Here is a 17,070-nt window from a genome sequence, read left to right on the forward strand (position 1 = left end):
TGACCGGCAGCGCCCGCTGCCGGTGGGTTTATTGTGCCGCGGCGCGAATCAGCGCCTGGACCAGCGGCGAGGGACGCCCATCCAGCGCGTGGCGTTCATGCTGGAACAACGTGGCGACAAAAAACGGGTGCGTCACCAGCTCGACGGCGCGGATCTCACCCTCTTCATCCCAGCCGGTGACGCGCAGATCGCCCTGTTCCAGCTCACCGGCAAACGCGCTGTCCACCCCGTACCGGCAGTGGTAGCCCTCTTCAATGCTCTCCCGGCCATAGGCGCGGGCAATCAGCGTATTCGCCCGCAGCTCGACGATGGCGGAGGTCTCCACCAGCGAACAGCTAAGGGGAGCGATCACCATCCGCCCTTCGCTGTCAGTTTCCGCATGGCCGGCATCCTGCCAGCCGAGCACGTTACGGGCGTATTCAATCACCGCGTGCTGAAAGCCGCCGCAGGTGCCGAGGAAAGGGATGCCGTTTTCGCGGGCGTAGCGGATCGCAGTAAAGGCCCCCTGCGGATGACGATACGGGCTACCGGGAACGACCCAGACGGCATCGTACTCGGCCAGCGCCTCGCCGGAGACGAGCGATGGGGTGGCGAGCCAGTCATATTTCACCGGCTGCTCCAGCACGGCGGCAGCATCGTCTATCGCCAGGGGAATGGCCTGATGGGCAACAATATCGGGGTGATAATCGCCGACGAGGGCGAGGCGTAAAGGGGTTTTCATAGCAGGTTCCTTATGTCTGGACGAGACGAGCAGCACAAGGCACGTCAGGATAGCGATCCCTCCAGTGGAACACAATCCTTATTTTCGCCCCACCGCCCCCGCCGGCGGGTAAGGTATACTGGAGCAAGCGTGAAAGGGAGAAAGGATGAAAAGTAAGCTTTTGGTCAGCGCCTGCCTGATGGGATTCCAGGTGCGGTATAACGGTAGCGAGAAGGCACAGCTGGCGGCGACGCTGTCCCGCTGGCAGCAGACGGGGCGGCTGGTGATCCACTGCCCGGAGCTGGCGGCCGGTCTGTCCACGCCCCGTTTGCCGGCGGAGATCGTCGGCGGCGCAGGCGGAGATGTCCTTGCCGGGCGGGCGCGGATCGTGGAAAGCGACGGCCGCGACGTCACGGGACATTACCAGCTGGCCGCCTGGCTGGCGCTCAGCGCCGCCCGGGAAGCGGGCTGTCAGGCAGCGTTACTCACCGATGGCAGCCCTACCTGCGGCAGCCAGTTTGTCTATGACGGTTCCTTTCGCGGACGACGCAAAGCGGGCGCCGGGGTCGCGGCCGATCTGCTGCGCGCCCACGGCATCACGGTATTTTCCGACGGGCAAATCCCGCAGTTGCTCGCCTGGATGGCACAGAGGGAGCAGGATGATGATTCAATGTAAACGGGTGTATGACCCGCAGGAAAGCAGCGACGGCTACCGGGTGCTGGTCGACCGTCTCTGGCCGCGGGGGATTAAAAAAGAGGCGCTGGCCTGTGATGAGTGGTGTAAGGCGTTAACGCCTTCCGCTGAGCTGCGAAAAGCCTTTCACGGCGAGGCGATCGATTTCGCCCACTTCAGCCAGCGCTATCGCCAGGAGCTCGACGCCCACCGTGAAACGGGCCTGCGGCTGGCGGCGCTGGCGCAGCGCCAGCCGTTGACGCTGCTGTACGCTGCGAAGAACACCGAGCAGAATCATGCCCGGGTGCTGGCCGCCTGGCTGGCGGCCCTGCCGGTTACGATTTAGTCGGATGATCCCGACGCCACAGCGCCCACTCGTCGAGGGTTTCGCCGCTGGGTAGTTTGCACTGGGTGCTAACGCCCTGCGGCGTTTGCACCGGCACCCGGGTACCGCCGGATTGCTGACAGTACACCGACGCGGGATTGGCCATGCCGATGGTTTTCGTCGGCGCGGTGGACTGCGGCTGGGCACAGCCGGCTAATACCAGTGGCAGAATAGCCAGTAACTTTTTCATCGTTCCTCCCTTTCCTGAATGCCCGGGGATTTTAGCCTGAATCTCCACGTTTTCTCCATCTTGCCTGCACTTTTCCCCCGTAGAGTAGCCCCTGTTCTCGAACTGACCAGAGAACAGATCATTCCATAATCAATGAGTTTTTCCCCGTCGCCCCCGACGGGGCTTTTTTTTTGGATTTAATAGATTGAAATAAAAGGATTTATTTCAAAAGTGTCCACATATCGACCACATTGATAAGAATAGCCCCCTTTCCAGGGGGCTATTTTTATACTGCAAGACTAAGTTGACTGTTCCCGTAATGAGAAGCCGGGAAAGCATCGCCGGGGATAAATCCTGGCGGCAAAGGATCTGCGCTGGTTGAGCGCTTCGTTACTCTGCGCTCTACGGTGTTAAGTGTCGTGAATGACTCGCTGCATTCAAGATTCTGGCATTGATGGTATTGCCGGATGGTGAACTCGCTTAACCGGCGGCTGGTGCGAGTGCGGGCGTTTGCGCCGCAGTAAGTAGGGACAAACAAACATGATGATCTCCCATAGGGAGTTGAACGACCATATCAGACCTTAACAACATTAAGGCGGATTGATGAGGATATCCGGGAGCGGTTGCAAAACGCCTCTGTAAGTGAGTTGATGGCAATTCTGAAAGATGGAGCAGAAACGGCGTAGAAGACAGCCCAAGGGATACTTAGAAATCCGAGATCCTAAGAACTAATACCCCGTAAGCCAACATAGCATGATGCAAACAACGTCAAGCTCTCATAAAAATACGATACCGACGAATCCAGTGACCGTCATGAACGATAATCGGGCGCTTCTTTTAACACTCTCGACACTAAAGGTAAGTGCCAAACATTCATAAATGTCAGTGTTATTACTTAACCATCCCGCAAATTATGTAATTTTCATCAAAATCAAGAAGGTGCGTACAACAAAAACAGTCATCAGTTAGATTAGCGTATGCTCTCCCTTTCCACGTGCGAGCTGGAACAGGACAGCCATCCACATGGCAGGCAAATCCACGATAAACAGTACTGCGCCGTACACCTCTAGAAAGCATCTCCTCACATCGCCGGGCAGCTGCGGCATTGAATATCCAAGACTTATGTTTACCAGGCCCGATAACAAAACTCTCAAGCATCTCGGGGGTAAATGCTCTGGCGACATTAGATAAATCTATCTCTATGGCTGACATTCCAATAGCCTGAAAATGAGCTGCTTTACATTCACTAACAGCGTGAGACACTTTGATTTCTATAGCAAGAGCCCTATTACGTACATAGGCGATAACATCGGGAATGATAGAGTCAATTCGTCTTTCCAATACAATTTTGTCCAAGCTGTATTTTTGTTCAGGTGCAAGCACATCAAGCACCGAAGGATTACCTCTGCGAGGAACCTTTACTTCAACCGGTGGAAGATAGATGTATTTCTTAGCTTCAATAATCTCTTTAGCAGCAAGATGAAGTGCCGTTTCTACACCCACACCGCAGTCAGCACCAGCAGCATGAGCAAAGTGATGCTGTTTCAGTTTGCCTTTTTTAGCTATCAATCGCGCATTACAACCAGGGCACCGGTAGCAACAAGCTTCGTCGGAAGAAACATCTGATATATGTGTAGCTTTGCCATTTAGCATCCCATATAGCAAAGGTTTTGCATGTCTAACCATTTATTCCTACCGGATGATATTGGAGCATATAATCACTGCTGATACAGTAAAGTCTTATAGAGTGAATTTTAACTTCATTGAAACCATTCTTCTATGATCTTGTAGTTATTTCCTGAATCTGTGCCAGAACAGAAGTTCAATTTCTGCGCGAATGCAAAAAGATAGAGTTCACATTCTTGTTGCATAATCTTGATAAAGTTATCAGGGAACAGTTGCAAGCTTCCTCGACAATGGCTCTGATGGCACTCATTAAGAAAATTGCTTAGACAGTACCGTCCATATTCTACAACGTTACCAATGAGTTACAACCTTTGATACGTTGTAGATAATGAGAACCATAATCGATTACGATGAACAGAGTAATGATGAGAGTTTTTTGCATTGGCTCAAACTTGACCAAGCATCGTTCCCGTACTATACACAATCAAATCTAGTAGTAGTACTTAGATGAAGTATGAAGGCTTATAGTAATGCTGTTAACTTGATAGGTCGCTTCTTTAGGCGTGGTGATTTATATTAATACATCAAAAAATTAACAGTAATATTTTTATGTTTTATTGACTACACGAAGTTTGGCAAGAAAAAAACCATTCTAAGCAAGGGGGTACACTTTGAATACTTCAGATTTATTTGAACAAATGCCATCAAAACGTAGAACATTAAAAGATCTTGCGACTTACATTAAAACGAAGTCTGGAAATAGCCCAAACTATTCTATATTCTTAGGCGCTGGCGCTTCGGTAACTTCAGGAATAAATTCTGGTACTCAATTAGTTGAAGAATGGAGGAAGGAAATTTACGAGCTCTCATCCTCATCTCCCTACACTGACGTAAAAACTGCCCGGCAATATTTAAATGATAAAGAATCATCCTGGTATGACCCAACAAATGAATATTCATCTTTATTTCAAAAAAAATTCGACTTACCTGCTCAGCGAAGGAGGTTTGTAGAGAAACAGGTAGATTCCAAACTCCCTTCTATTGGCTATTCATATTTAGTAAGTCTTTTTCAAAGTGCATATTTCGACACTGTTTTTACAACGAATTTCGATGACCTCATAAATGAGGCTTTCTATCAATTCTCAAGAGAACGACCAACCTTATGTGCACATGATTCATCAATAAAAGGTGTTTCTGTAAACTCTTCAAGACCAAAAATAATAAAGGTTCATGGTGATTACCTTTTCGATAGTATAAAAAGTACACTTAATGAGACTGAATCCCTTGAAATCAATACCAGAGAAAAACTAATAGAATTTACTAAAAAATACGGTATTATATTCATCGGCTATGCAGGCAATGACAGATCTATTATCGATGTCATCAACTATCTATTAAGACAGGATGAATTTTTAGGCAATGGTATTTACTGGTGCATCAGGAAGAACGATGAAATAAATCCAGATTTGCATAAAATACTAAAGAGAGAGAGAGTCTACTATATAGAAATCGATGGATTTGATGAAGCTCTTGCAGAATTACATCACCATATAATTGGAGAGGGGCTATCTTTAGAGTCTAATTTTAAATCTACGAAACGCGAAAGTATGTTATCTAACTTTATTGAAGACTCATATAATTTATCCAAGAACAAATATATATGTCAGGATATTGATAAGCTTAAAAATCATACAAACAGACTTGATATATCTAATTTGATAAATGAGCTATCTAGCGAAAACTATATTAATAAGATAGGATTTACAGAGGTAGACTTTAGAAACCTTTTATCTTTAGATATGTTGATGAAAAATAAAAAATTTGACGAAGCGGAAAAGGAAGCAATAAAATCATTATCATTATGTAGCTCTGATGACTTAAAAAACTCTTACCTGTCACGATTAATAGAAATTTACCATCAACAAGAGAAATACGATCTTGCTTTAGAGCAAGCTGATATTACCATCGAGATGGATGAATATAGTATAAAAAACAATTTAAGGAAACTTTCTCTCTTGCGTGACTCAAATAGCAAAATGGAATTTATAACTCTTTTGCTAGAAAAGTTTAAATATAGTTACGAAATAAAGAATCAGTTTGTCATTGAAAGTTTAAATCATAGACTTTCTAAAAACTTCAAAAATGATGTTTCTCTCGATAACTTAATGAAGAAACTTGAATCCAGTTTAATTATAAATCCCAGTCTCGAAAACAGGGCTTGGGATTTAACACAAAAAACGTTAGAAGCCATCAAAAACACTAATGACAACAACAAGGAATATAAGGAAGAGTTAAATAAATTAGTCGAAGAAATGAATAAAAGAAACCCGACCCACCTACATACATTAGAAATGAGGATGAATGCATGTATCCAAGATGTTGACATTGAAAAAGCAATTGATCTTCTTAAGGAGTTAGGAGACTTTTATAAAACGTCATCAAATAAAAAAAAGGAAGGCTTGTTTGAATTAATGATAAATATAAACAGAAAACTGACTTCATTTAGAAATAGAGAAAAGGCATTAGAGTGTGCCAAAGAACTCTTAGAAAATTATAATGATAAATTTGAAAAAACAGAAAGCGCTTTACCTCATTTATTTAAAGCGGAATACTATATATCTTATGATCGTGATTTAAAAATGGCAAAGGATTCGGTATTAAAAGCAATAGAGTATGATGATGTATGTGATTGGGCGCAGCCATGTCTAGACATATTGTTGTATGGCCAAGCTGATTTTGATAACGGGATTAAATTATTGGAAAAATGCAAGCCAGAACTCAAAGAGTCAAAATATTACCTTATGTTATCTCAGATTAATGTTGAACGTGGTGACTTTGAGGAGGCAAATAAAGCAATAGACAAAGCCTTATCATCCAGTCTAAATTACGATGATTATTTGATAAATAAATCTTTTATCTATTTACACGAAGATGCCAATCAAAAAGTATTAAACCTCCTCTCACGTGAAATATCTGAGCTAGCTCCAGGCACAGGCAAGGAAGCATTAGTAATAAATCGAGAGCTAGCTAATAAGCGCTCCACTTCAAAGACCAACAGAATTGACCTTCAGAACGTGATTGGTCGTGATAAAAAAGGACCAGCCAGCGTAGCGGCGCATATTCTTCTTGATGAAGAAGTTCCAGCAAGACGACTCCTTGACGAAATAATTAATAATGATTTCTCATATTATTATATTTTCATGAGATGGCCTGTCATTCCTAATAAATATTTGGAAAAATATCAAACCACATGCGTAGCAGGGGATAAGCTGTCAGCTTAATCCCTTATGTGATAATTCCCATGAAAACTCATGGGAATTTCAGTGAGATCTTAAAAGATATAGACAAGCTCCAATAAATACTACAAAGCTCATACTCACAAAAAACTAAAACACTCACGCCAAATCCAAACAGCATTTAACTGCTTTCCCCCGGTAAAAACTCAGTTAGGTTAAGCCTGAGCTTACACATGCATACAACAAATGCACTAAGTTATAGTTTCACGACGCCATTTATGATTCCTTGCAGAGGATCCGTAGGCATACGCGAAATGAGCAAACTAGGGACTATGCTCACTTTGCGCCTGAGTACCTTCAGGATGCGATCTCGCTGAACTACTAAGCGTGGGCACTGTGAAGTAGCTGCCCAAATCATAACCCTCAATCTGGCTTTCATGGGTTTGCATGCCGCACAAACCCATATTATCCCGTTGAAATCTATGTCTTCCTGATGGACCTCCCCCCGACGGGGCTTTTTTTCCTGCCGCGTGGACAAGTATTCCCCAAACAGATGTGATAAATTTAAAAATATCACTGTTTATTCGACGCTGATGTCCGTTTGCAGCCCATTATGCTGGGGTGACGTTTGGCGTGCTGGAGCTGTATTATTCATGTCAGATTTTATTCTTGCCCGGGTGTCGCAAACCCTCGCTGCGGAACAGTCCCTGGAAACCCTGGTGCGCCAGCTGCTGGAGATGCTGGAGGCGGTGACCCGAATGGAGTCCACCTATCTTACCCGCATCGATATCAACGCCCAGCGGCAGCAGGTGATGTTCGCCCATAACAGCAGCGAAATGCAGATCCCGGAAGGTTTTTCTGTCCCGTGGGATGAATCCCTGTGCAAGCGCGCCCTTGAGGATCAGTGCACGTTTAGCAACGACGTGGCCCATCGCTGGCACTCCTGCATCGCCGCCCAGGAGCTGGGGATCGCCACCTTTTTAAGCATTCCCGTCCGCCTGGCCGATGGCTCGCTGTTCGGTACCCTCTGCGCCACCAGCCGACAGAAGCAACCTTATAATCTCGAAGGTGAACAGGTGATGGGGCTGTTCGCCCGGCTTATTTCCCACTACGTGGAAAAAGACACCCTGGTGCAACAGCTGCAGGCGGCTAACGTCGCGCTGGAGCTGCACTCGTCGACCGATGAGCTCACCCAGCTTCCTAATCGCCGTGCGCTGTTTAAGCAGCTGGCGCTACGCTTTGCCTCCGCCCGCGCCCAGCAGCAGCAGGTGTCACTGATTTTTATCGATCTCGACGGTTTTAAAGCCATTAACGATCGGTTCGGTCATCCGTGCGGCGACAGCTTCCTGGTGCAGGTCGGCGAACGACTCACCGCCGTCGCGCGCCGTGAGGATATCGTTGGTCGTCTTGGCGGCGATGAGTTTTTGATCGTCGGTAGCGCCCAGGAGCCCGCGGCGCAGCAAGCGTATGTCGCGATCCTGCGCCAGGCCCTGTGCGGCGTCTACTTCCTCGGCGAACAGCGTATCGACTATGAAGGCGCCAGCTTCGGGGTGATCATCTGCGATCCGCAGAGTATCGATGTTGAAGCGGCCTTACGCGCCGCCGATGAGGCGATGTACCAGGATAAGAAGTCCCGCCGTCAGGAGAATTTCATTCATATTGACTAAAGTACCGCGATATCCAGTATCATGCAGGGCATCATTCGTGGGTACAGGGACACTATCATGAAATTGGGTATTCTTTTCCCGGTGGCGATCTTTATCATCGCCGTCGTCTTTCTCGGCTGGTTTTTTGTCGGCGGCTATGCGGCGCCGGGTGGGGCATAATGAAAAAAAGCACCATTATTATGCTGGTTGTCGCCATCGTGGCGGTGGCCGGCAGCCAGTTCGGCTGGTGGTGATCGCGGCGGCGATATTGCGGAGTTATCCTATCCCATCAACAAGTTAACCCTTTACACTCACGTTATCCACCGCGGCATTCTCTGCCCCGGGGAAAGCAGAATAGCGGGAGAAGTAAGGGATGAAAAAACCGATCGTGTTACCGTTGATTATTGCGCTGTGCACGCTGTTATCGGGATGCATTATTGACGATGGGTACCACGCCCATCGCCATCACCACCATCATCACTATCATGACGATGATTAATCCTTCAGGCTGTTGATGAGCCGAAAAGACAGGGCGAACCGCGGTTCGCCCGTTGACGCTTAATCCTGGCGCTCGTCGCCGAGGAAAATAAAGCCGAGGGGGATAGCGAAAAGTGCGGTAAAGACAATGCTGTAAACCGTCACCATCGCCCCCTGCAGGAAGAACATGGACGTCGTCCACTCTGAGTACGGCATATTGTACTCGCTCACCACGCCCCCGAAGGTCGCCCGCCCCACCACCGCCAGCGCGATAGCAAACACCGCCGCGAGCGACAGACAGTATTTTTTGCAGTTTTTATTGCTGAGGAGTTTTTGCAGAATCATCGGGGCTTCCTTTTTGCTGAGCGATAAACGGCTGTATATGTAACACCAATGCAATAAAAAATGAAGGGTTTTTGTTACAGGGCAGAATAAGAGACGGCGGGCCGGTCAGCGGGTAACCGGCCCGAGGGGATCAGGACTGCAGGGTAGCCAGGCGCGCGGCGAACCCAACGAAAACCAGACCAATCAGGCTGTTGCCAAGTTTGGCCAGCTTCTTGCGGGTTTTAACGTAGCGGGTGACAAACGAGCCGGAGAGGATCAAAAAGCTCATATAGCAGAAGCTAATCACCTCGAGGGTCAGCGCCAGAATAAAGAACGCCACGCCGGGCGCTTTGGCGTTGACATCGATAAACTGCACGAAAAACGACACATAGAACAGAATCGCTTTCGGATTGGTCAGACTCAGGGTCAGAGAGCGCTTGAGGATCGCGCTCGCCGGCTCCGCGCTGGCGTCGGCCTGGCCATCGCGCTGGGTCAGCACCGCGTAGAGCATTTTACCCCCCAGCCACAGCAGGTAGATCGCCCCGAGGTAGCGGACGACGTTAAACAGCACCGGCGTGGTCTTAATCAGCGTCGCCACGCCGGCAAAGGCCAGAAACATCAGCACCGCGTCGCCAATAAAGACGCCCGCCGCTGCCAGATAGCCTTTCTTCACGCCGTGGGCAATGCCCGTCTTCAGCACAAAAAACGTATTAGGGCCAGGAACGAGGATGATAAACACCGCCCCGACCAGGTAGGTCAAATAATTCAGAACACCAAACTCAGCGAACACTTTGCACTCCTTCGCGCACGACTAAAACATGATCCGGCTCACGTTACCCCAACTGTCGGGATTTTGAAAGCGCAGCCTGTGCGGGAAGGTTAATAGACGGAAGGTTCACCCAGCGGGCGGGTTTTAAAACGACGGTGCACCCACAGATACTGCTCGGGGGCACGCAAAATCTCGCGCTCGATCACCTTGTTGATATAGCCGGCAGCGATCTGCTTATCTTCACCCGGATAATCATTCATTACTTCGCTAATATGCAGGCTGTAGCCCTGGCGATCCAGCTTGCGCACCATACTGATACTCAGCATTTTCGCACCCGATAAACGAGACAGAACATAGGTGCCGTTGGTGGTCGCCGCCTGTGGGACGGAGAAAAACGGCGCAAACACGCTGCCCTTAGGACCGTAATCCTGGTCGGGAGCAAACCACACCGCTTCACCTGATTTTAAGGCATGCACCAGACCGGTCAGGTTGTTGCGATCGATCATCGCTTTGTTCGAACGCAGGCGACCACGGGTTTGCACCCACTCCATCAGCGGGCTGTTGTGCGGACGATAAGTGGCCATCATGGGACGGCACAACCCCATCGCGCGCCCGCCCAGCTCCAGCGACATAAAGTGCACACCGACCACCATCACCCCTTTTCCGCCGCTAAGCGCATGATTAAGGTTGGCAAATCCTTCGACATCAAACCATTTTTTGACCCGCTCGTCGCTCCAGAACCAGGCCATGCCGGTTTCGATAAGCCCCATTCCCAGCGACATAAAGTTTTGATCGATCAGGGTCTCGCGCGCCGCCGGCGACATGTCCGGGAAGCAGAGCTCAATATTGCGCCGGGCGATATGTTCGCGGCGTTTGAGAAAGCGTCGGGAGAGGCGACCCGCGCTGGTGCCAATAAAATGCAGCAGCGGATAAGGCAGTTGCACGATTAACCAGAGGATGCCGAGCCCAAACCAGGTCAGCCAGTTGCGTGGGTGTAAAAGTTGTTTATTAAATACGCAGGCCATGATTTTTCCTGTAAACATTAATTATGTGGTAACGCTTAAGGAAAACAGAATCCATTTATCATCATTAGGCGGTACGTACAGCAAGTTCGACAATACTAATCCGCTGAAATTCCCTCCGGCAAGTAAAAAACAACTTGCTGACAAAAAAACATAATTGCGGCACAAATGTTACCAAATGTAAACTTAAATCTTATCCTCTTCTTAATATATTCATCGTGCATATCATTTTCACGCTAATCATCAGCGTTACTAACAGGCATAACCGAAACCCGCCGCGAGAACGCCTTGTCTGCCGGGGACTGAGCCCGCTCAGCCACGTGGCCCGCAGCCTGCCCGCGTCCACAAGATCGTCGTCTGTACCGCGAAAGAATTAAAGCACTCCCGCTTCAGAGTGAAACATTTTTTATCCGTCGGCATAAGGAATATTAAAATCGCCTTAAGGGAATAATTAAGAATAGACTTATTTAAAGATGCTTTAAAAATAAGCGTCTTGCCAGTTGTTTGCACTTTAATACCGCCCACACCCGCCGTAAAAAAAAATATTTCTTTACGCCTTATACGCATAAAGCGCGGCGTTTAGCGCGGACAGTGACCCGACATCGGGTCACTGTGGGGCAAACCGCAGCGAAGGCGTGAGCGACGCCCTGGCCGCAGAGGATCAGTAGGTGTGGAAATATTGCTGGATCAGCTGTGGATCTTTCGTTTGCGTCAGCGCAGTCATCAACAGAATACGCGCTTTCGCTGGGTTGAGGGAGTCGGACACCAGCCCAGGCTGGCTGTCATCCGGCGGCACGACGCCGCTGCCGGTACGGGAGGCGCGAACCACCACGATGCCCGCCTGCTGCGCTTTTTTGATGCCCGCAGCGCTACGTACCGACACCGACCCCGCCCCGGTTCCGGCGTAGATAATACCGTCGGCATGATGGGCGATCGCCGCGTCGTACATATACTCCGGGTCGTCCTGATAACCATAAATGATCACCACCTTCGGCAGGGTCTTCAGCTGGCGGACATCGAACACCGAGCGCAGGGTGTGAATTTTATCCACGCGCGTCTCGAACTGGGGTTTTCCGCCCACCACGACGCCAAGGTAGCCCTCCTCCGGCGCCCGGAAGGTATCCAGCGAAGTGGCATTGGTTTTGGTGACGAAGCGCGCCGCGCCGATGCGGTCGTTCAGCACCACCATCACCCCGCGACCCCGGGCATCAGGATCGGCGGCGACTGTGACCGCTTCCAGCAGGTTCATCGGCCCGTCGGCGCTGATCGCCGTCGCCGGACGCATCGCCGCGGTAAAGACCACCGGCTTGTTGCTTTTGACCGTCAGATTGAGGAAATAAGGGGTTTCATCGAGGGTGTCCGTGCCGTGGGTGATCACCACGCCATCGACATCATCCCGGGCCAATAACGCATTCACCCGCTTCGAGAGTTCCAGGATAATGTCGCTGGTCATATTCTCACTGCCGATATTCGCCACCTGCTCGCCCTCGACATGAGCGATTTTACTCATTTCCGGCACGGCGTTAATCAGCGTCTGCACCCCAATCGCCCCGGCTTTATAACCAGTTGTCTGGGTATTGCTGGCAGCCGAACCGGCAATCGTCCCGCCGGTGGCTAAAATAACGATATGCGGTAGACGCGTCTCGCTAAATGCCAGACTGCTCATCGTCAGTAACGCAATGGTAAGTAATGCTCTAAAATTCATACAGGTCACTCCCTTCATAGACATTAATCAAACTAACGCTTGCTTAATGCAAAGGGCTTGCCAGAATTTATTTATTTTTTGGGGGGGAAATGGTTAACTATCAGACAATAATAAGGTTCTCGCATCAACATCGCCCAAATCTGGTGCACGGCAGGCTCTGAATCGGGCAGCGCTATGAACCTGATACATTCTGGGTATTAACCTGTTCAGCAGCCAACTACACAACACGCATTGCGATCAGATTATCGACACTTCCGTCACCCGCGAGGTCATTTTTGCCCGCCAGGTAACGCGTACGGAGAACAGAAATGCGTATTGCCCTGAAATCAGCGCTAATGCTGACGACCAGAGTCATTCAGATCATTAACCCTGAACTGCACCGGCACATGCAACGAACGGCCTTAATCGCCCTGACGCTGGCGCAAAGGCTGGGGCTGCCTGCCGAGCGGCAGCAGACCATTTTTTGCGCCGCGCTGCTGCACGATATCGGCGTGCTGGGAGATAAACGCACCATTCATTCGCTGGATGCCATCGATAACATCCACGATCCGCATCAGCGCCAGGGGGCGGCGATGCTGGAAGGGTTAGTGACCTTTCTGCCCATTGTCCCCTTCATTCGCGATCACCATTTTAGCCCGGGCCACCGGGGTAGCCGCGAACAGCATATTGTCTATTTCGCCGATGCCTTTGAACGGCTGCTGCCTGCCGGGAGTCACGTGGCCGGCTGGCCCACACGGGCGGTGGTGGAACAGTTCGTCTCCCTGCACCGGGAGATCGATCCGCCGCTGTGCGATATGCTGTGCGAGGTCGCTGAAAATGCGAACTTCTGGCAGCACCTTCATCCCGGCCATATTCAACGGCTGCTGGAAATTATTGGTCCCATCAACACGCTGTATCTGGATATTCATGGTCTGAAAGATATCTGCCTGCTGATTGCCAAAATAGTCGACACCTACAGCAGCTTTACCGCCACCCATAGCATCATGGTGGGGGAAATCGCCCGCCAGCTTGCCCGCTGGATGCAACTGCCGGAGCCCATCTGCCAGCAAATTCAGATTGCCGGCTATCTGCACGATATCGGCAAGATCTCTATCCCGCTCTCCATCCTCGAAAAAGAGGGTGAACTGGATGAGGACGAACTGAACCAGGTGCGCGAGCACAGCTATATGACCGGCGAGATCCTCAGCGACTACAGCGAGCTCGGCGACATCATTAACTGGGCGTCGAATCACCATGAAAAACTGGACGGCAGCGGCTACCCTCTGCATCTCGAAAAAGATCATCTGACCCTCGCCGACCGTATTATCTCTATCGCCGATATTTTCACCGCGCTGACCGAAGATCGCCCTTATCGTAAAGGAATGGCCTGGCAGGAGGCCTTACAGATTATGGAAGCGGATGTTATAAATGGCGCTCTGGATAGCGATGTCTTTCTCGTTTTGCGCCACCATGCGGAAACGCTGCACGCCATCATTCTTCAGACCCTCGAACACCCCCGCAGCGAGCACCGCCCCTGAGGCAGGCCGCCGTCATGGCGGGGGGCGAGTTCTATAATTAAAACAGCTTCATCTGCATGCAAGGAAATACAGGGTGAGAATCGCCACCATCACCAACTGGGCTTACGGGATCACCGTCGGCCTGACGCTGGCATCCGGCAGCGCCATGCTTATGGCCTCCAGCGCCGACCGCGTCGAACGCCAGGCGGTACAACAGCGCCAGGTCTTTGATACCCTCTCCGACGAGGTGGAAAACGACGCCTGGGCGCTGTCTGACCTCGCCCGGCTGTACGTGGTTAAGCCTTCGCCGGAGACGCTTACGCAGTATCAGCAACTGCAGCAGACCGACAAAAGCATTGAGCAGCGGCTGGCCGGACTGAAAGATAACGGCGCCAGCCGCGAGGAGCTGGCGCTACTCCAGGATGGTCTGCGGATCGCCGATGAGCTTCAGGATGAACAGCAGGCGGCCCTGACGCATGTCGCCCGCGGCGATGCGCCAGCGGCCATCGCGGTGCTGTACGGCAAAGCGTATGAGACCGAACTGGAGCGCATGCAGACGCAGATCGATCGCTTCCGTCAGATGCTTGAGCATCGCGCCGCCATCGCTATCGACCAGGCCACCGAGCGCTCGCGGATCTGGCGTACGCTGTCGGAAATCATGGTCGGCCTGACCGCCCTGATGTTTTTGTTTGTCCTCGGCTTCATTCTCAAACGCCGGGTGCTGTACCCGGTGGTCCGTCTGAGCGACGTGGTGCAGCGTCTCGCCTCCCAGGACTATGCGGTGGAGACGCCGCACTTCACCCAGGTGGATGAGATTGGCGATATGGCCCAGGCGATCCGCATTTTTCGCGAGAACGGCCTGGCCCGCCAGCAGCTGGAGAAGCAGCGCGACGCCGACTGGGCGATCCGTGAACTGCTGGCGCGTATGACCCAGCGTCTGCAGGGCTGTGAAACCATAGAGGATGTGATTAAGGTGGCGGAGCTGTTCGCGCCGAACATCGCCCCGACGATCCCCGGTAAACTGTATATTCTGGATACCGATCCGTGGCAGATGCGCTGCGTGGCGCAGTGGCTGTCGCCCGCCGGGGAGACGACGTCCTTTGCTCCCGACGACTGCTGGGCGATACGGCGGGGACTCAGCCATCCGCCGGTGCAGGGTGAGCCCGATATCACCTGCTATCATCTGCCGGAGGCGCACGCCGGCCAGTCGCTCTGCGTACCGCTCATCGCCCAGGGCGAAGCGATCGGTCTGCTGAGCTTTCAGAACGTCACCGCCAGTGACGCCCCTTCCCGGGCTTACCTGGAGCTGATGGCCGAAGCGCTGGGGCTGGCGCTCGCCAATCAGCGTTTACGCAGCGCCCTGCTGGAAAAAGCGTTGTTCGATTCGCTGACCGGCCTGCGTAACCGCCATCATCTTGATGAAGCGCTGCACTCGCAGATGGCGCTGGCGGTCCATACCCACACCCCGCTGAGCTGCCTGATGATCGACATCGATCACTTCAAAGCCATCAATGACCGCTACGGCCATGAAGCCGGGGATCTGGTGATTAAGAGCGTCGCGACCATTGTGCAGCGCGCGGTGCGCGATATCGGCATGGCTTTCCGCTACGGCGGCGAGGAGTTTTTAGTGCTGCTCCCCGGCATTGACGAAGCCGGGGCGCACCAGTGCGCCAGCGAGATCTACACCCAGGTGCACAATATGACGCTGCGCGATGGCCTGACCGAGATAGGCCAGGTGGATGTGTCGATTGGCATCGCCAGCTACCCGCAGCACACCCAAAGCGACAGCCTGCTGCGCGCAGCGGACGCCGCGCTGTACCGGGCGAAAGAGCTGGGCCGTTCAAGGATTGTCAGCTTTGGCCGCCTGAAGACCCGCTAAGCGGGATTATTGCTCAGCGGCATTAAGCAGCGAGATAACTTTCCGCACCACCGCCGAACGGAAATGGCGGTGGTAAACCATGCTCAGCTCACTCTCCGCCAGCCGATCCTGGAGATCGATATACACCACGTTATCAAGGCGTAAGGCCCGCGCCGAGACCGGCACCAGCGCCACCCCCACCCCGGCGGAGACCAGGCTAATCATCGAGGTGACATCGTTAATTCGCTGCACCACCTGCGGCGTAAAACCCGCGACGCGACAGGCGTCAATAAATACCTGCTCCAGTCCGGTGCCCTGCGGATCGTCAAGCGAGATCCAGTTGTCAGTGCGCAACGAGGCCAGATTGAGCGCCCCCACGCCTGCCAGCGGATGCTGTTGATAAAGCGCCAGGCAAAGTTTTTCCCGCACAAATGGCCTGACCACCAGCGCGTCCGGCGGTGACGCCAGCGGCGCGCGGATGATGGCGATATCCAGACGCAGATCCAGCAGCGCTTCGTAGAGCATTTGCACATCCCCCTGCACCAGCGACAGCTCAATCCCCGGCCAGTCAGCGCGCAGCTCGCGCAGGAGCCCCGGCAGTTTGCTGTCATACATCGCACTGGAGACATAGCCCAGATGCAATCGCCCCTGCTCGCCTCGTGCGGTGCGCTGGGCGTCCAGGACCGCCTGATCGGCCATCTCCAGCGCCAGCCGCGTCTTCTGTAAAAAGGCCTCGCCCGCGGCGGTGAGGGTCAGGCGCCGGTTAGCGCGGGAGAAGAGCACCACGCCCAGGCGCTGCTCGAGTTGTTTAATCTGCTGGCTGAGGGCGGGCTGGGCGATATGTAACCGCTCCGCCGCCCGATGCATATGTAATTCTTCAGCAACGACCACAAAATGGCGTAACGCTCGCAAGGACATGGCCGAACTCCGCGAAGTAAATTGATAATAAAAATCTTATCAATAACGCATGAATGATGCAATTGA

General features: G+C 51.8%; 18 protein-coding genes and 1 pseudogene. 10 read left to right on the top strand and 9 right to left on the bottom strand.

Translation table 11 applies throughout. The annotated features are described in order from the left end of the window. Window positions 1–28: 28 nt before the first annotated feature. Window positions 29–721: a CTP synthase gene (locus FHW76_RS13165; protein ID WP_110209394.1), complete on the bottom strand. Its 693-nt coding sequence runs from the start codon at window positions 719–721 to the stop codon at window positions 29–31. Between the two features lie 145 nt (window positions 722–866). On the opposite strand from FHW76_RS13165, the gene FHW76_RS13170 reads away from it, so the two are divergent. Beyond that, a complete protein-coding gene (locus FHW76_RS13170) occupies window positions 867–1,376 on the top strand; it encodes a DUF523 domain-containing protein (protein ID WP_012968516.1) in 510 nt (169 codons plus the stop codon). Between the two features lie 4 nt (window positions 1,377–1,380). Next, window positions 1,381–1,719, top strand: a complete 339-nt coding sequence (locus tag FHW76_RS13175) for a DUF488 domain-containing protein (protein WP_075203370.1) — start codon at window positions 1,381–1,383, stop codon at window positions 1,717–1,719. Here the strand turns inward: FHW76_RS13175 and FHW76_RS13180 are convergent. The 3 genes from FHW76_RS13180 to FHW76_RS13190 all read right to left on the bottom strand — a co-directional run bounded on the left by FHW76_RS13180 (window position 1,709) and on the right by FHW76_RS13190 (window position 3,613). Further along, entirely contained in the window at window positions 1,709–1,948 is a 240-nt protein-coding gene (locus tag FHW76_RS13180) for a DUF333 domain-containing protein (protein WP_016160701.1), read from the bottom strand. The genes FHW76_RS13175 and FHW76_RS13180 overlap by 11 nt on opposite strands. 265 nt (window positions 1,949–2,213) lie before the next feature. After that, the gene (locus FHW76_RS13185; protein WP_072045770.1) at window positions 2,214–2,465 is read right to left on the bottom strand and encodes an ogr/Delta-like zinc finger family protein; all 252 of its coding nucleotides are present in this window, start codon (window positions 2,463–2,465) and stop codon (window positions 2,214–2,216) included. 353 nt (window positions 2,466–2,818) lie between these two features. Further along, a complete protein-coding gene (locus FHW76_RS13190) occupies window positions 2,819–3,613 on the bottom strand; it encodes a competence protein CoiA family protein (protein WP_141651187.1) in 795 nt (264 codons plus the stop codon). Window positions 3,614–4,224: 611 nt separating this feature from the next. Here FHW76_RS13190 and FHW76_RS13195 point away from each other — a divergent pair. From FHW76_RS13195 to FHW76_RS13215, 6 genes and pseudogenes are all read left to right on the top strand, one after another. Then, window positions 4,225–6,834: an SIR2 family protein gene (locus FHW76_RS13195; RefSeq protein ID WP_064176534.1), complete on the top strand. Its 2,610-nt coding sequence runs from the start codon at window positions 4,225–4,227 to the stop codon at window positions 6,832–6,834. Between the two features lie 197 nt (window positions 6,835–7,031). Continuing rightward, window positions 7,032–7,174: pseudogene (locus FHW76_RS26670) on the top strand (site-specific integrase); the annotation flags it as partial. A gap of 268 nt (window positions 7,175–7,442) precedes the next feature. Next, window positions 7,443–8,456: a diguanylate cyclase gene (locus FHW76_RS13200; RefSeq protein ID WP_023322387.1), complete on the top strand. Its 1,014-nt coding sequence runs from the start codon at window positions 7,443–7,445 to the stop codon at window positions 8,454–8,456. Between the two features lie 57 nt (window positions 8,457–8,513). Continuing rightward, window positions 8,514–8,615: a YoaK family small membrane protein gene (locus tag FHW76_RS13205; RefSeq protein WP_004150782.1), complete on the top strand. Its 102-nt coding sequence runs from the start codon at window positions 8,514–8,516 to the stop codon at window positions 8,613–8,615. After that, window positions 8,615–8,689, top strand: coding sequence for a protein YoaJ (gene yoaJ / locus FHW76_RS26675; RefSeq protein ID WP_004892898.1), 75 nt, complete (start codon window positions 8,615–8,617; stop codon window positions 8,687–8,689). The genes FHW76_RS13205 and yoaJ overlap by 1 nt, the downstream gene beginning before the upstream one ends. Before the next feature lie 119 nt (window positions 8,690–8,808). Further along, a complete protein-coding gene (locus FHW76_RS13215) occupies window positions 8,809–8,934 on the top strand; it encodes a hypothetical protein (protein ID WP_012542130.1) in 126 nt (41 codons plus the stop codon). A 59-nt stretch (window positions 8,935–8,993) separates the two neighbouring features. On the opposite strand, the gene FHW76_RS13220 is transcribed toward FHW76_RS13215, so the two are convergent. From FHW76_RS13220 to fraE, 4 genes are all read right to left on the bottom strand, one after another. Further along, window positions 8,994–9,257 (bottom strand): DUF2534 family protein, encoded by a 264-nt coding sequence (locus FHW76_RS13220; protein ID WP_004203731.1) that lies wholly within the window; start codon window positions 9,255–9,257, stop codon window positions 8,994–8,996. 130 nt (window positions 9,258–9,387) lie between these two features. Continuing rightward, complete coding sequence (gene leuE, locus FHW76_RS13225) at window positions 9,388–10,026, bottom strand: leucine efflux protein LeuE (protein WP_004203730.1); 639 nt, start codon at window positions 10,024–10,026, stop codon at window positions 9,388–9,390. An 89-nt stretch (window positions 10,027–10,115) separates the two neighbouring features. Continuing rightward, window positions 10,116–11,030, bottom strand: coding sequence for a kdo(2)-lipid IV(A) palmitoleoyltransferase (lpxP, locus tag FHW76_RS13230; RefSeq protein ID WP_008807690.1), 915 nt, complete (start codon window positions 11,028–11,030; stop codon window positions 10,116–10,118). 658 nt (window positions 11,031–11,688) lie between these two features. Further along, the gene (gene fraE / locus FHW76_RS13235; protein ID WP_012542131.1) at window positions 11,689–12,732 is read right to left on the bottom strand and encodes a fructose-asparagine asparaginase; all 1,044 of its coding nucleotides are present in this window, start codon (window positions 12,730–12,732) and stop codon (window positions 11,689–11,691) included. Between the two features lie 308 nt (window positions 12,733–13,040). On the opposite strand from fraE, the gene FHW76_RS13240 reads away from it, so the two are divergent. Both FHW76_RS13240 and FHW76_RS13245 read left to right on the top strand, forming a co-directional pair. Beyond that, window positions 13,041–14,249, top strand: coding sequence for an HD domain-containing phosphohydrolase (locus FHW76_RS13240; protein WP_032730065.1), 1,209 nt, complete (start codon window positions 13,041–13,043; stop codon window positions 14,247–14,249). Between the two features lie 73 nt (window positions 14,250–14,322). Then, the gene (locus tag FHW76_RS13245) at window positions 14,323–16,107 is read left to right on the top strand and encodes a sensor domain-containing diguanylate cyclase (RefSeq protein WP_060619136.1); all 1,785 of its coding nucleotides are present in this window, start codon (window positions 14,323–14,325) and stop codon (window positions 16,105–16,107) included. 6 nt (window positions 16,108–16,113) lie between these two features. On the opposite strand, the gene FHW76_RS13250 is transcribed toward FHW76_RS13245, so the two are convergent. After that, window positions 16,114–17,004, bottom strand: coding sequence for a LysR substrate-binding domain-containing protein (locus FHW76_RS13250; RefSeq protein WP_008807694.1), 891 nt, complete (start codon window positions 17,002–17,004; stop codon window positions 16,114–16,116). Window positions 17,005–17,070 lie beyond the last annotated feature (66 nt).

Origin of the sequence: Klebsiella sp. RC2 (assembly GCF_014192815.1) — a bacterium.
Taxonomy (GTDB): domain Bacteria; phylum Pseudomonadota; class Gammaproteobacteria; order Enterobacterales; family Enterobacteriaceae; genus Klebsiella; species Klebsiella variicola.

Excerpts from the sequence above, each read along its gene's own strand:
- FHW76_RS13215 (WP_012542130.1), top strand. The coding sequence starts at position 8,809 with ATGAAAAAACCGATCGTGTTACCGTTGATTATTGCGCTGTGCACGCTG.
- FHW76_RS13180 (WP_016160701.1), bottom strand. The coding sequence starts at position 1,948 with ATGAAAAAGTTACTGGCTATTCTGCCACTGGTATTAGCCGGCTGTGCC.
- FHW76_RS13200 (WP_023322387.1), top strand. The coding sequence starts at position 7,443 with ATGTCAGATTTTATTCTTGCCCGGGTGTCGCAAACCCTCGCTGCGGAA.
- FHW76_RS13190 (WP_141651187.1), bottom strand. The coding sequence starts at position 3,613 with ATGGTTAGACATGCAAAACCTTTGCTATATGGGATGCTAAATGGCAAA.
- FHW76_RS13250 (WP_008807694.1), bottom strand. The coding sequence starts at position 17,004 with ATGTCCTTGCGAGCGTTACGCCATTTTGTGGTCGTTGCTGAAGAATTA.
- FHW76_RS13220 (WP_004203731.1), bottom strand. The coding sequence starts at position 9,257 with ATGATTCTGCAAAAACTCCTCAGCAATAAAAACTGCAAAAAATACTGT.
- FHW76_RS13165 (WP_110209394.1), bottom strand. The coding sequence starts at position 721 with ATGAAAACCCCTTTACGCCTCGCCCTCGTCGGCGATTATCACCCCGAT.
- fraE (WP_012542131.1), bottom strand. The coding sequence starts at position 12,732 with ATGAATTTTAGAGCATTACTTACCATTGCGTTACTGACGATGAGCAGT.
- FHW76_RS13170 (WP_012968516.1), top strand. The coding sequence starts at position 867 with ATGAAAAGTAAGCTTTTGGTCAGCGCCTGCCTGATGGGATTCCAGGTG.
- FHW76_RS13240 (WP_032730065.1), top strand. The coding sequence starts at position 13,041 with ATGCGTATTGCCCTGAAATCAGCGCTAATGCTGACGACCAGAGTCATT.
- FHW76_RS13205 (WP_004150782.1), top strand. The coding sequence starts at position 8,514 with ATGAAATTGGGTATTCTTTTCCCGGTGGCGATCTTTATCATCGCCGTC.
- lpxP (WP_008807690.1), bottom strand. The coding sequence starts at position 11,030 with ATGGCCTGCGTATTTAATAAACAACTTTTACACCCACGCAACTGGCTG.